9 protein-coding genes and 4 pseudogenes are annotated in these 14,077 nt (G+C 68.5%); 7 read left to right on the top strand and 6 right to left on the bottom strand.

Annotated elements, in window-relative coordinates:
• Window positions 1–429: 429 nt before the first annotated feature.
• The 4 genes and pseudogenes from IE262_RS04315 (at window position 430) to IE262_RS04305 (ending at window position 4,343) form a co-directional block, all read left to right on the top strand.
• Window positions 430–981 (top strand): annotated as a pseudogene (locus IE262_RS04315) (hypothetical protein).
• Window positions 982–1,441: 460 nt separating this feature from the next.
• A complete protein-coding gene (locus IE262_RS39335) occupies window positions 1,442–1,780 on the top strand; it encodes a hypothetical protein (protein ID WP_229877114.1) in 339 nt (112 codons plus the stop codon).
• Window positions 1,781–1,823: 43 nt separating this feature from the next.
• Window positions 1,824–1,965 (top strand): annotated as a pseudogene (locus IE262_RS39330) (carbohydrate ABC transporter permease); the annotation flags it as partial.
• Between the two features lie 164 nt (window positions 1,966–2,129).
• Window positions 2,130–4,343 (top strand): sialidase family protein, encoded by a 2,214-nt coding sequence (locus IE262_RS04305; RefSeq protein WP_189871340.1) that lies wholly within the window; start codon window positions 2,130–2,132, stop codon window positions 4,341–4,343.
• A 54-nt stretch (window positions 4,344–4,397) separates the two neighbouring features.
• Here the strand turns inward: IE262_RS04305 and IE262_RS40505 are convergent, their stop codons facing one another.
• Window positions 4,398–4,682 carry a non-reducing end alpha-L-arabinofuranosidase family hydrolase gene (locus IE262_RS40505; protein ID WP_189871338.1) on the bottom strand — a complete coding sequence of 95 codons (285 nt, stop codon included), beginning with the start codon at window positions 4,680–4,682 and terminating at the stop codon, window positions 4,398–4,400.
• A gap of 137 nt (window positions 4,683–4,819) precedes the next feature.
• Window positions 4,820–7,051, bottom strand: coding sequence for an alpha-L-fucosidase (locus IE262_RS04295; RefSeq protein WP_189871336.1), 2,232 nt, complete (start codon window positions 7,049–7,051; stop codon window positions 4,820–4,822).
• 436 nt (window positions 7,052–7,487) lie between these two features.
• On the opposite strand from IE262_RS04295, the pseudogene IE262_RS04290 reads away from it, so the two are divergent.
• The 3 genes and pseudogenes from IE262_RS04290 to IE262_RS04280 form a co-directional block, all read left to right on the top strand.
• Window positions 7,488–7,625, top strand: a pseudogene (locus IE262_RS04290) (Zn-dependent alcohol dehydrogenase); the annotation flags it as partial.
• A gap of 11 nt (window positions 7,626–7,636) precedes the next feature.
• Window positions 7,637–7,888 (top strand): annotated as a pseudogene (locus tag IE262_RS04285) (SDR family NAD(P)-dependent oxidoreductase); the annotation flags it as partial.
• Window positions 7,889–8,188: 300 nt separating this feature from the next.
• Window positions 8,189–8,911, top strand: a complete 723-nt coding sequence (locus tag IE262_RS04280; RefSeq protein WP_134031138.1) for a FadR/GntR family transcriptional regulator — start codon at window positions 8,189–8,191, stop codon at window positions 8,909–8,911.
• A 275-nt stretch (window positions 8,912–9,186) separates the two neighbouring features.
• Here the strand turns inward: IE262_RS04280 and IE262_RS04275 are convergent, their stop codons facing one another.
• From IE262_RS04275 to IE262_RS04265, 4 genes are all read right to left on the bottom strand, one after another.
• Entirely contained in the window at window positions 9,187–10,293 is a 1,107-nt protein-coding gene (locus tag IE262_RS04275) for a ricin-type beta-trefoil lectin domain protein (protein ID WP_134031135.1), read from the bottom strand.
• A gap of 57 nt (window positions 10,294–10,350) precedes the next feature.
• Entirely contained in the window at window positions 10,351–10,710 is a 360-nt protein-coding gene (locus IE262_RS40500; protein WP_373304964.1) for an nSTAND1 domain-containing NTPase, read from the bottom strand.
• A 65-nt stretch (window positions 10,711–10,775) separates the two neighbouring features.
• On the bottom strand, window positions 10,776–12,422 hold the full coding sequence (locus tag IE262_RS04270; RefSeq protein WP_189871334.1) for a glycoside hydrolase family 27 protein: 1,647 nt from the start codon (window positions 12,420–12,422) through the stop codon (window positions 10,776–10,778).
• A 93-nt stretch (window positions 12,423–12,515) separates the two neighbouring features.
• Window positions 12,516–13,931 carry a non-reducing end alpha-L-arabinofuranosidase family hydrolase gene (locus IE262_RS04265; protein ID WP_189871332.1) on the bottom strand — a complete coding sequence of 472 codons (1,416 nt, stop codon included), beginning with the start codon at window positions 13,929–13,931 and terminating at the stop codon, window positions 12,516–12,518.
• Window positions 13,932–14,077 lie beyond the last annotated feature (146 nt).

The raw sequence follows: 14,077 nt of genomic DNA, 5'->3' as shown, positions 1-14,077 counted from the left end.
CGCCTGTGGTCAGGTCTGATCGGACTCATGCTGACTCCTTGCTGACTTAGCTGACGCCTCGTCAGCCGCCCTCAGTGCAGGTGAGGCTCGCCCGTGGTTCTCGATGATTGATCGTAGCCCGACCTGTCGCTCCGGTTGGAGCCCTCTGAACTGCTGGCGTTCACCTCGAATGATGCCCCACTGAATCATCCGGTTGTCTACGAGCCCGGGAAGGAGGCCCTCAATGTCGGGCTACGCCGGAGTCAGCATGCATCGCGAGCGGTTGCAGATCACCACCGTCGATCACGACGGTTCGGAGCGGGTGAACCGGAACGTGCCGGCAGGGCAGGTGTGATGCGTGCTCAGTCCGTGAGAGCGAGTTCGCGTAGAGCTCGGCGGGGGTGGTTTCGGTAGTGGTGGTGTGCGGCGGCATGGTTCGTCGAAGCGCACATGGAGGCGGTGCTGGGGGGTGCGGTTCCTGGCGAGTGAGTACGTCATCGACTGTGCTGACGGCGGACGGAGGAGACGGATCGACTCGCTGGGGCTCGATGAGAACGGGGCGCCGGTGGTCGTCGAGTACAAGCGCGGCACCGACGCCGGGTGATCAACCAGGGCCTCTACTGCATGTCGTGGCTCATGGCTCACAAGGACGCCTTCCGGCACCTGGTCCGCGACCGGCTCGGGGTATCGGCCGCGTCCCAGGCCCGGGCTGCCGCCCGTCCGTGGGCAGGGCGGGGCGCTGGCGGAGCCGGCCGAGGCGGTCGATGAGGTGCTGCTCGGCCTCGGGGACGGCTCAGCCGGGTGCAGCGCAAGCAGTACCGGGCGTATCAGCGTCTGCGGAACTTCGCCTGCGTCTGCCCGCCCCAGAAGACCAAGCTCCTCGTCTACCTCAAGGCCGACCCCAAGGAGGTAGACCTCGTGCCCGGCTTCACCCGGGACGTGACGGGACTGGGCCACTGTGGATGTCGGGGTGGTCGTGCCTTCCGACGTACGGGCAGATAGTGGCGGTGGACCGTCAATGACGCGTTTCGAAGCAGGCTGCGTTCACCTGCCCGAGCCGTCATGGGCGCGCCGCAATCGTCAGCGGTGCTTCGGGCGCCGGGCGCCGGGCGGCCTGCGATGCCAGTCCGCACCCTCCCCGAGCCATCGGGGGACAGGATAGGAGCAGGCTGTTCGAAGCGCTTCGACGCCCGGCTGGCGCAAGGGGAACGTCAAGAGATCAACTTGATTACATCAAGCGGGTCATAGCGAAAGTCTCCTCCAGCGCCTCGGAGGAATCTTGGAAGCGACCCTTGTGCGCCCAAGGGTGCTCACCTAACCTCACTTGAAAATCGAAGCGCTTCGACTACAGATCCCCTCGTAGTAACGGGATGTCCGCTCTCAGTTCAGCAGCTCAAGTCACGACACCCCGCAGTCGACGGCCACCGCCGGGTGTCCAGGTGCGCCATGAAGGGTTGACGCAATGACGCCGAACGCCGTCTCCACCTCCTCCGGACCCAGCCGGAGAGGCTTCCTCGCCTCCACGGCGGTCGCCACCGCAGCGGTGGCCGGTGGGATGCCGCTGCTCGCCGCCTGCGGTGGTTCGGATACCGGTTCGCGTACCGGCGAACAGGTTCAGTCCAACTCGGAGTTCCTGATCGAGGGCATGGACTACTTCGGCGCCGACGGCGGCAACCCGCCGCTGTACGCCGGCCAGCCGGCGGGGTTCTGGTCGGTGATCCGCAAGGGTGCCTCGAAAGGAGACCGTGGAGAACGCGCTGGCCGCCGCCGACGTCGCGGCCGCGCCCTACGGCACCGATGATGTCCATCACGGCCGGGAGCAGACCCGACGGGACACGTCCCCGGCGGTCCGCACCGGTCAACTCTCCGCGTCGGGGTTGCAGATGGCGGTCATGGTTCTCGCATTGATTCCCGTCGCGGTCGATTCCCCCGTTCGCCCAGCGGCACTTCAGGAAGGGCATGCTCACCGGAGCGGTTAAGGGCTGACGCCCTGGACCCCACCCCGCCCGCCTCGCGCCGTAGGGCCGTCGGTCCTAGGTCTGCGACTTCGTCGGGGTTCTTCGCGCTCACACGGCGGAGCCGCACAGCGATACCGCTCCGCGCCCTGAGGGCATCACTTTCACCTTTCCTTGGACAAAAAGAGGTATGTCATGCACACGTTCCACCTCGGCAGAAGAGTCGTGCTCGCCGGGACCGCTGCCACCGCCGCGGTCGCCACCCTGCCGGTCCTGCAGGGACGTGCACAGGGCGCCGGCAGCGGCACCGGGACCGCCGCCCCCGCCTACCGCTGGCGCAACGCCGTCCAGGGGGGCACCGGATTCGTATCCGGCATCCTCTTCCACCCGTCCTGCCGCGGCCTCGCCTACGCCCGCACCGACATCGGCGGCGCCTACCGCTGGGACGACCGGACCGACCGTTGGATCCCGCTCACCGATCACCTCGGCTGGGACGACTGGAACCTGCTCGGCGTCGAGGCCATGGCCGTCGACCCGGCCCACCCGAACCGGGTGTACCTGACCCTCGGCGCGTACACCCAGTCCTGGGCCGGCAACGGAGCCGTGCTGCGGTCCGAGGACCGCGGTGCCACCTGGAAGCGCACCGACCTCACCGTGAAGCTCGGGGCCAACGAGGACGGGCGGGGTGCGGGGGAGCGGCTGCTCGTCGATCCGCGCGACAGTGACACGCTGTGGCTGGGTACCCGGCACGACGGGCTGCTCAAGTCGACCGACCGGGGCGCCAGTTGGCGGACGGTGAGCTTCCCGGCCGCGCCCAGTGCCACCGGCCAGGGCATCACGTTCCTCGTCGCGGCCGGCCGTACCGTCTACGCCGGCTGGGGCGACTCCGACGGCACCGCAGGACGACCCAACCTGTACCGCACGTCCGACGGTACGACCTGGGAGGCCGTCCCCGGGCAGCCCACCGGCACCTCGGCCAAGGTGCCGATCCGCGCCGCGTACGACCGGCACACGCGTGAGCTGTACGTGACGTATGCCAACGCGCCCGGCCCCAACGGGCAGTCGGACGGCAGCGTGCACAAGCTGCGTACCGTCGACGGCAAGTGGACCGATGTCACCCCGGTGAAGCCGGGCGGAACCGCGACGGACGGGTCGACCGACGTCTTCGGCTACGGCGGTGTCGCCGTCGACGCCTGCCGCCCCGGCACGCTCGTCGTGTCCACGAACAACCGGTGGGCCGAGATCGACACCGTCTTCCGCTCCACGAACGGGGGCCGCACCTGGACGTCCCTGAAGGACAAGGCCGTCCTCGACGTCTCCGAGACGCCTTACCTCAAGTGGGGCGGGGACAAGCCCAAGTTCGGCTGGTGGATCCAGGCCCTTGCCCTCGATCCGTACGACTCCAAGCACATCGTCTACGGCACCGGCGCGACCCTCTACAGCACCCGTGACCTGAAGAACTGGGCCCCGCAGATCCGCGGCCTGGAGGAGGCGTCTATCCGCCAGCTGGTCTCGCCTCCGACCGGTGAGGCACACCTGCTCAGCGGGTCCGGGGACATCGGTGTGATGTACCACGAGCGGCTCACGGCGTCGCCGTCGCGCGGCATGGCGTCGAACCCGGTGTTCGGCACCTCCACCGGCCTGTCGCTGGCCGCGGCCAAGCCGGCGTACGTGGTCCGGGCGGGCTGGGGCGACCACGGCAACGGCGCCTACTCGAACGACGGCGGCAAGACCTGGGCCCCCTTCGAGACGCAGCCCGCCGTCGCCAAGGAAGCACCGGGGCCGATCGCCACCAGCGCCGACGGCAGCGTGCTGCTCTGGTCCTTCGGCACGGCGAACCCCGGATACCGCTCGGCCGACAACGGCGCCACCTGGTCCAAGGTCGCGTCCTTCCCGAAGGGTGCCGCCCCGATCGCCGACCCCGTCGACCCGACCCGCTTCTACGCCTTCGACACCACGACCGGCACGGTGTTCGCCAGCATCGACAGCGGCCGGACCTTCACCGCGCGTGCCACCGGCCTGAGCGCGGGCGACAGCGAGTTCCAGCTGACGGCTGCTCCGGGCCGCACCGGCGACCTGTGGCTCAGCCTCAAGGGGAACGGCCTGTACCGTTCGAGCGACGGAGGCGCGGCCTTCGCCAAGGTCAGCAGCTGCCATGCCGCGCACACCCTGGGCTTCGGCAAGGCCGCCAGGGGCATTTCCTACCCGGCGATCTACATGGTCGGCGCCGTCGAGAGCTTCAACGCCATCTACCGTTCCGACGACGAGGCGAAGACCTGGACGCGGATCAACGACGACCAGCACCAGTGGGGCTGGACCGGAGCCGCCATCACCGGTGACCCGCGCGTGTACGGCCGGGTCTACATCTCCACCAACGGACGCGGAGTGCAGTACGGGGAGCCCGCCTGATGCTCGACCTGAGCGATGTGGCTCGGGGCCGCCGTCGGCTGAACCGGGCGTCTACTACGCCGACACCACGCACCCCCTGCCCTGGCGCGGTAGAAACCCCCCACATTTACCCCCTCCCATGGAAGGGCCACCATGGTCAAAAGCAAGATGCGCAAGATCACCACGGCGGTGCTTGGTACTGGAGCTGGCATGGAGACGTTGCTCGCCCGTGCGAACGGGTTGCTCTCGGGATGCGGCCAGGGGCGTCCAGGAACCGGCGAGGCTGCCCGAGGTCCAGGACCGGAAGTAGCGTCGGCCATGACGGTGTTGGTGAAGCCGCGTCCTCGCCCTCAACGGCACGGACGCCGTGACTGTGCGTGGCCCCGCGTCCGTCCGGAGGCGATAACGCCCGCGCCGGTCACCGCCACCGCGCTGCCACAGCGGCTGTCCCGGCGTACGAGGAGTACGCCGGGGCAGCCGCTCGCGCGTCCCGGGGGTCAGACGGCCGTGACGGTCCACAGCAGGTTGGTGCTGCTGCCGTACGTCCACTGCTTGGTGACGGAGCCCGAGTTGACGTTGCCTCCGCCGTCGAGGACCAGGCCGGTGGTGCGGTTGGCGATGGAGTAGTGGTCACCGCCCCGGTGGGTGATCTTCCACTGCTGGTTGGTGCCGCCGTTCCAGGGGGCCTGGCGGGCCGGAGAGCCGTCGGAAGTGGCGCCCCAGCCGTCGGCGACCATGCCATTCGTGCGGTTGACCAGCCGGTAGTAGCCGCCCCCGACCGCCTCCGCCTGCCATTGCAGGTGGGTACTGCCGTCCCAGGTCCACTGCTTCAGGGTGGACCCGGAGGCCACGTTGCCGCCGCTGTCCAGGGCGAGCCCGCTGGTGGCGTTGGTGATCCGGAAGTACGTCGCCGGGTTGAACTGGACCCTCAGCGACGTGATCCGGTCGTTGTTGCCGGTGACCCGCAGGTCGGGCTTGTCGGTGGTGAAGGTCCAGGAGGTGCCGGTGAAGTTGTCACCGGAGTAGCCGATCACCTGGTAGCCGGGCGCCGGCCGCAGGGAGGAGAGCGTGCCCGCGCCCAGTCCGGCGGCGGTCAGGTCGGCCGCGGTGTAGTCGCCCACGGCGAACACGCCGGCATTGCCGGTGTAGTTGACGTCCGCGAACGCGACGGCTCCCGCGAGCGGCCGCAGCGCCGGGATCGTGCCGGAGAAAGCCAGCTTCAGGACGTAGGCGTTCGCACTGTACGGCGCCGAGGAAGGCAGGGTGACCGTGAGACCGGAGGAGTTCTGGGCCGGTGTGGGCAGGTCGATGTAGGTGCCGGCGATGGTGCCGAGGAGCTTCACCGAGGTCAGCGAGGAGAGGTTGATCCGCTCCGAGCTCAGTGTCTTGATCGTCAGCGAGTTGCCCGGCCAGCCCAGGACGGTGGCGTACAGGACGGTGTTCGCCTTGTCACGGGTGAAGCGGATGTCCTGCGGCGTGCCGGCGTGCGGGGTGGTGAACGAGCCGCCGCCCATCTTCGTCGGGCCCTCGCCGTACGCGGTCCAGGCGCGGGTCGCGTACACCGACTCGCCGAAGCGCTTCAGGTGGTCTCCGATGCCGAGCAGGATGTCCTTCTGCGCCTGGGGGATGGTGCCGTCGGCCATCGGCGCTATGTTCAGCAGCACGTTGCCGTTCTTGCTGACCCGGTCGATGAACGAGTGCAGCATCTGCTGGATGGTGTAGTAGCCGATGCCCTGCGTGTAGCACCAGCTGCTGCTGGAGATGCTGTCGTCGGTCAGCCAGTACGGGGTGGTCAGGTCGGCTGGGCCGCCGCGCTCGTAGTCGAAGACCTCGCCCTTGCCGTTCATGCCGTCCTTGTACGTGGCGACGACCTCACGGCCCCAGGCGTTGGCCTGGTTGTAGTAGTACGCGAGGAAGTTCAGGCGCTGTTGCTCGTCGACGGCGTCCAGATTGAAGTCCTGCCACAGGATGTCGGGCTGGGCGCGGTCGACGACCTCCTTGAGCTTGTCGAACCACAGCTGGTTCTCCGCGGCCGACCCCAGCTGTCCGTAGAGCTTCTTGAGGCTGGGGTCCGTCTGGGTGGGGGCGTACTCGTAGAAGCCGGTGAAGTTGTACGCGTGGTGCATGGCCACCAGCACCTTCAGGCCCTTCGCGCGGATGGCCGTGGAGAAGAGCTTCAGCAGGTCAAGGCCCGGGCCCTTCTTGACCGAGTTCCACTCGTTGACCTGGCTGTCCCACATGGAGAAGCCGTCATGGTGCTCGGCGACCGGGCCGGCGAACCTGGCGCCGGCGTCGACGAAGAGCTGGACCCACTCGCCGGGGTCGAATTTCCCGCCGGCCGACTTCAGCTTCGGCGCGAACTGCACGAAGTTGCCCGCCAGGTCCTGAGCACCGTTGATGAAGTTGTGGTAAGGCCATGCCGAGGGCCGGCCGTAGGTCGCGATGTGGTGCTGGTTGGCGTTGTTGCCTGCCTCGTACATGTTCCGCGGATACCACTCGTTGCCGTAAGCGGGGACGCTGAAGACGCCCCAGTGGAAGTAGACGCCGAACTTGGCGTCCTGGAACCACTCCGGGGCCGGCGGGTGCTGGTCGACGGAGTTCCAGTCCGGCGTGTAGGTGTTGGGCGCCGCCTGGGCGATGCCGGCGCCGAACCCACCTCCGGCAACGGCCGCCGCGGCGACGCAGGTGGCACTGGCCAGGAAGTTGCGTCTGTTGAACGAACTCGGCATGGGGACATCCCTGGTGCAGAAGGGGACAGGGGAGCGCGGGAGGACACGAGTCGGCGTGGCTGCTGTGCATGGGTCGCCGCTTGTTACGCATGAAGGTCCGCCATGTCTTCCTGGGATGTCAACCGGTGTGCAGGGATGAAAAGCACCGACTGGTCAGGCATTTAGTCCCCTTTGAAGCATGTTTATGGCAATTTTCGACTGGCTAGACATGGCATGTCTGTCTGGCCCTCATGGCTGATTGCGCTTGTCCCACAGTGATGCTTGATGGGATGAATCTTGCTTGCGGGGTGTCACTCCGCCATCGCTGAGTCACATGAATTGGGACCCTGCTGCAAGGTCGCGCAGGAGACTGGACAGTGCATCGAAATCTGGCCTATAAACATCCCATCTCTGATCGATGGTGATGCGCAGATGTCGTCGAGCCGAAACATCTCCCGCTGCGGGACCGCGCAGGCGCGAGGTCAACCTCCGTCGCTTCTTCTGGCGCGAACTCACCCTGGCCGGTGCCCGGTTGTACGACCACGGCGACTTCGAGCGCGCCGCGGCCCTGGTCGCGGACGGCACGGTCCCGGCCGGAGCCACCGCATGAGCGCCTTCGGCCTCACCGGCAAGCTGGCCGTCGTCACCGGTGCCCGCCGTGGCATCGGCCGGGCCATGGCACGCGCCCTCGCCGGGGCAGGCGCGGACGTCATGGGAGTCAGTGCGTCGTTGGAGGAGTCCGGCAGCCGCGTGGAGAAGGACGTTCTCGCCGCCGGCCGCACGTTCGAGGCGATCCTGACCGACTTCGCCGATGCCGAGGCCGTACGGGCTCTGGGCGCCGAGTTCGCCGGGCGCGAGTGACCGGTGGACATCCTGGTCACCAACGCGGGCACGATCCGCCGTGCTCCGGCCGCCGAACCCCGCCGAGGGCCTGAAGTACGACTACCAGGACGCCCCGCCGGCCGTGATCGCCCGTGTCCGGGCGATCGCATCCCAGTATCATCAACGTCACCCTCGGCATGCAGCCCCGGAACAGGTCGTACGGAACGTGAAACTGAAAGATCAGCGCGTGCCTGAAGCTCTCTGGCACGATCTCCGCGCTCAGGGGCTGATCAGGTCGGACGTGCTCTCGGGGCACGATGGGGGGAGGGATGCGCGGTGTCTCTGACGGACAAGGCCATCGAGCAGATCCGTGAGCTGATCCGGACCGGTGCCCTGCCGCCGGGCTCGAAGCTGCCGCCGGAGCCGGACCTGGCGGCCCAGCTGGGCCTGTCGCGCAATCTCGCCCGGGAAGCGGTCAAGGCACTGGCCGTCGCGCGGGTTCTGGAAGTCCGGCGAGGCGACGGCACCTATGTGACCAGCCTCCAGCCGAGCCTGCTGTTGGAGGGGCTCGGCGGCGCGGTGGAGCTGTTGCAGGGCGACTCGGCCGCCCTTCAGGACCTCATGGAGGTACGGCGGCTCCTCGAACCGGTCGCCACGGCGCTTGCCGCCACCCGGATCTCCGAGGAACAGCTGGCCGAGGTCAAGCGGCACTTGGACGCCATGCGCGAGGCCCACGACGACGTCGAACGGCTCAACGCCCACGACGCCGCCTTCCACCGGGCCGTCGTCTCGGCCACGGGCAACGAAAGCCTCCTCACCCTCCTCGAAGGGGTCTCCGGCCGCACCCTGCGCGCCCGCATCTGGCGCGGTCTCGTCGACGACAAGGCCGCTGGCCGCACCCTCGCCGAGCACGAGGCGATCTTCAACGCCCTGTCCACCCGTGACGCCACCCTCAGCCAGGCCGCCGCACTGCTGCACGTGAGCAACACCGAGCAGTGGCTGCGGGAACACTTGCGCTCGGGCGAACCCCTGCCCTTCGGGACGACAGTGCGGAAGTGACGGGCGGGCGCCGCCCGTGCGGAAGGAGTCGGCGTACACGCCATCGACGACCACGCGGGTGTGCGGCACGGGGTAGAGGTGCGCGACCTCGATGGTCGGCCCGCCTGCGTGGACGGCGCGGTCGGCGACCTCCCGGGGCAGGTCCGGGCGAGGATCCCTTCGGCGGTGTGGCGCTCCAGGCCGCCCGCGCGGATGGCTTGGGCAGTCTCATGCCTGCCGTCCCACGCGTCGTTTCGCCCGGGGCCCGAGCCGGGCTCGGGCCCCGGGCGTGGGGTTCATCCGGCGGTCAGAGTGGTCCACTTCTGGTTGGAGCCGCCGTTGCAGTCCCACAGCTGGAGTTGCGCGCCGTCAGCTGTGGACGAGCCCGGAATGTCGAGGCAGCGGCCGGAGGCGGGGTTGCGGTAGCCGCCGTTGTAGGGCTGCCAGACCTGGTTGGCGCCGCCGTGGCAGGACCAGAGCTGAATCTTGGTGCCGTTGGCGGTGGCCCCGCCGGCGGCGTCGAGGCACTTGCCCATGGAGCGCAGGGTGCCGTCGGTGTAGGCGGACCAGTACTGGTTGGCGCTGTCGCCACAACTCCACGTCTGGACGGCGGTCCCGTCGGCGGTGCCGGCGCCGTTGACGTCCATGCACTTGCCGACGATGCCGGACTGTACGCGGGCGGGGGCGGGGGCGGGGTTCCTCAGCCACCCTGCGCTGTCCGCGGCCTGGACGCCTCGGTGGAAGGCGTCGGCCATCTTCTGGTAGCCGGCGTCGTTGGGATGCAGGGGGTCGGCCAGGTCGGCCGTGGTCAAGCCGCTCATGTCGACGAATGCGACGCGTCTGCCCGTGGCCTGTGCGTCGCTGACGATTTGGCGGACGGCCTGGTTGTACGCGCCCCGCCACCGTTCCTCCGAGCTGCTGGTGGACACGACCAGGGAGGCGACGAGGACGGTTGCGTCGGGGACGTCGGCGGTGATCTGGTTGACCAGCGACCTCAGCCGGGCGATGGCGCTGTCGACCTCGGAGGCCCCCTGAAGGTCGTTGGTACCGATATGCAGCGTCACGACGTTGGGCCGGTAGCGGGTCAGTGAGGCGTCGGCGAGGGCGGCGATCTGGTCGATACGGTATCCGGAGTGGCCTTCGTTGTCGGGGTCGGACATCGACCCGCCCCGCACCGTGCCGACGAAGTCCAGCGGGTGGCCGTCCGCCGCAAGCTGGTTCCACAGCGGACCCCGGTAACCGTTGCCCGTGCTGCTTCCCACCCCCCAGGTGATGGAGTCACCCAACGGCATTACCCGCAAAGGGGTGTTGGGGGCGGCGGAGGCACGGGCCTCACCTGCCGCCGTCACCCCGAGCGTGGCGGCGACAAGCGTGAACAGGGGCAGGATCCAGGACTTTCTCATACAGGTGTCCTCTTCTGCGAGTGGTAGCTGAATCAGCGGGCCTGATCGCCGTTCGTGTCAGCAGCTCGGCCACAGCGCCTTCCTTCGGCTTGGCGGCCGCCTCACGTACGGGCAGAACGGGTGGGGGTGGGGGCACGCACCGAGCGGGTCGGCTCGAACCCCTCTCCCGCGCTGACGTGGGTCGGTGTCTGTCCGCCGCGACATCCCCCGCCGCAACTCACTGTCAGCCAGGCCGGGTCGTGCGATGTGTGGAACGAGGGCCGAATGGCGGGGTGCCTGTGATGGACCGTGGGCCCCCGCCGTGAGCACCTTCAGCCGCCTGTCCGGGGCGCGGGCGGACAGCCGCATCTCGATGAAGCGGGCCCGCTCCCCGGCGTCCCGGCACAGGGTGAAAACCTCCTCGAACTGGTCGACCACGGGACAGCTTTCGCGGGACTGCGGCCTTCCGGTCGGGCGTCTACTGTGCGGCAGGGGAGGGAGGGTTACGGCAGTGCGGTCCACTTCTGGTTGGTCTGGCCGTTGCAGGTCCACAGGACCAGCGGGGTCCCGTTCGCGGTGCCGGCCCCGTCGACGTCCAGGCACAGCCCGGAGTGGACGTTGCGGATCGAACCGTCGGAGCCGACGGTCCACTTCTGGTTGGTCTGGCCGTTGCAGGGCCAGATGATGACCCGGGTGCCGTTGGTGGTGCCCTGGTCGTAGGCGTCGAGGCACTTGTCGCCGTAGACGCGGATCTCGCCGCCGGCCCATGTGGTCCACAGCTGGTTGGCGGCCGTGTGACAGTCCCAGATCAGCGTCGTCGTCCCGGCCGCGGTGGAGGCGCGATCCACGTCCAGGCAGCGGCCGGACCCGGTACCGCGCAGTCGTGCGGTGGTGGAGGCCAGCGGGCTGCCGCCGGTCATCCTGAACACGGCGACACCGTGCGCGGGGACGCTCGCCGAGATCTGGCCGGAGGTGCTGGAGGTGCCGCCGGTCCACAGGTCGGTGAGGGTGAACGGCCCGCCCGTGAGGCCGACTTGCGCGGCCGTGGCGGTGACGGTCGCGGTGCTTTCTCCCCGGTTGAACAGGCCCACGGCGACCGAGCCGTCGGACAGGGGCTTGGCGAACACCTCGGTGTTGCCGTCGTCGCGCACCCGGCGCCCGCCCGCACCCAGCCGGTCCTGGTTCACCGCCAGCAGACGGGGGTTGCGCAGGATCGCGCTCACGTCGGCGGACATGGTGCGGATGTCGTTGCCGGCCATGAGCGGGGCACCCAGCAGCGACCACAGGGCGAAGTGGGAGCGGGACTCGGTCAGTGACAGGCCGGGGCGGCCGACGACCAGCATGTCGGGGTCGTTCCAGTGTCCGGGACCCGACTGAGCGGCCAGCGGCGCGGTGACGTCCAGGACGTTGCCGACGCCCATCGGATAGCTGTTGGTGTTGTTGTTCTGCCAGATGTCGAGCAGGTCCTCGGTCGTCCGCCACAGGTCGGCGACCTCACTCCAGTTGTACGTGTCGCCGGTGGGGGCGTGGAAGCTGTTGGGGTTGATGCTGTAGACGATCGGCCGCCCCGTGGCGCGCAGGGCGTCGCGCATGATGGTGAACTGTGCGATCTGCTCGTTGAGGGTGCCGTTGCCGGAGCACCAGTCGTATTTGAGGTAGTCGACGCCCCATGAGGCGAAGGCGGCGGCGTCCTGGGCCTCGTGGCCCTTGCTGCCGGTGGAGCCGGGGTAGGTGCCCACGCCCTGTGCGCAGGTTTTCTCGTTGGGCGCCTGGTAGATGCCGAACTTCAGGCCCTTGCTGTGGATGTAGTCCCCGAGCGCCTTCATGCCGCTGGGGAACTTGGTCGGGTTGGCGCGGAGGTTGCCCGCCGCGTCGCGCTGCGGGTCGAACCAGCAGTCGTCGACCACCACGTACTGGTAGCCGGCGTCCTTCATGCCCGAGGACACCATCGCGTCGGCGGCCTGGCGGACCTGGGCCTCGGTGATCCCGCATCCGAAGCTGTTCCAGCTGTTCCAGCCCAGCGGAGGGGTGAGCGCGGGGCTGCCCGGCGCGGCCTCGGCGGTCGTGCCGGCGGAGGCCGTCACGGACGCGGTGACCGTCAGTGCGGTGGCTACGAGGAGACGCAGCAGTCGTCTGTGTATGGGGGCCATGTAGGGGTCCTTCTTCCTGGGAGACAAGGCGCAAGCCGCTTGTGACCGTGCCTGAGAGGCACGGTCACAAGCTTCTGGTCGTGTGCCCTCGGGTCAGCGCTGCAGGGTGAGCAGGCCCGGCCGGTACGGCAGTTGGATGTAGGGGGTGCCCGACGGTGTGTCGGGGGACAGGCCCTGGTACAGGAACTGCAGGTTGCAGGGGTCGATGGTCATGGTCTGGTCGGGGTTGTTGCGGACCAGGTCACCGTGGCTGATGTCGTTGGTCCAGGTGGCACCGCTGTTGGCCTTGCCGGCGAAGGGGTTGCTCTCGGTGGCGGCCTGCGGGGTCCACGGGCCGTTCAGGCCGGGGGCCGTGAACGAGCGGAAGAACCGCTGCTCAGTCGCACCCCGAGCCTCAACGATCATGAGGTACTGGTTCTGGCCCTGGACCTTGTAGACCTGCGGAGCCTCGAACAGGTTCTTCACCGTGTCTCTCATGATCGTCGTGTACGACGAGCCGAAGCTGGCCGGGAAGTTCCCGATCGGCATGGTCGACTGGTAGATCTCGCCGTTGTCACCAGCGAAGAACATGTGCATGTTCTGGCCGTCGGCGATCATGGTCGGGTCGATCGCGCTGCCGTTGGGGACGCTGCCGGTGAACAGCGGTTGCGGCGCGGACCAGCCGTTGGGGTTGGTGGGATCGCTCGACGTGCGGTAGACGAAGGGCCATTGGGTACCCCACCCGTTTGAGGTCAGCACCCAGATGTTCTTGGGCGCGAAGTAGAACAGCGTGGGAGCCACCGCGCCCTGGCTCATCTGGGTCTGGCCGGCCGACGCCATGTCCGACCAGTTCGTGAAGGGACTGAACCCCATCGATTTCCACGACGATCCGTCAGAAGCGGTCGCGTAGACGAGGTGCTTGCCGTTGTACGTCACGGTGGTGAAGTCCTTCAGCGAGGCCCACCCGTTCGCCGGCTGCGCCAGCGGGCCGGTCGAGCTCCACCGGTACGTCGACGGAAGAGCACACGTGCCGCCCGGCGGTGCGGACAGGCCGGTCCACTTCTGGTTGCTGCCGCCGTTGCAGTTCCATAGCTGCACCGCCGTGCCGTTGGCCGTAGCGCCGCCTGACACGTCCAGGCACAGCCCGGACTCCACGGCGACGATCGTGCCGTCGGCGTTCACCCGCCACTGCTGGTTCGTACCGCCGTTACAGGCCCAGATCACCGGCCGGGTACCGGCCGTGGTGGCGTGACCCGGTACGTCCAGGCACTTGTTGCCGTACACGGTCAGCTGGTTGTTGTCCGTCAGCGTCCACTGCTGGTTGGTCCCGCCCGTGCAGTCCCAGAGCTGCACGTTCGTGCCCTCGGTCTGGCCGGCGCCCGCCACATCGAGACACCTGCCGGAACCAACGCCGCGCAAGGCGCCGCTGGTGGCCGCCTGAGCCGGGTTGGCGACGAGCGTCGCCGCCGAAGCGACCAGGGCCGCGAGCACCACGGTCAGATGCCTGCGGCTGAAACTACCTCTGCGCATGGGATCTCATTCCTTGAGTAAGCGGTTCCCGTTGCCCCGGTCAGGGGCTGGCTGGACTGGTGATGCACTGCGACCCGTGATGTTCGTCATGTCGAACGAAGGTCGAAGTGACGAGCAAGCGGGAGGGTGGAGAGCGACCACAATCT

Origin of the sequence: Streptomyces bluensis (assembly GCF_014650715.1) — a bacterium.
Taxonomy (GTDB): Bacteria; Actinomycetota; Actinomycetes; order Streptomycetales; family Streptomycetaceae; genus Streptomyces; species Streptomyces bluensis.
The sequence above is the reverse complement of the archived record's forward strand: the minus strand, read 5'-3'. Positions and strand labels throughout refer to the sequence as shown.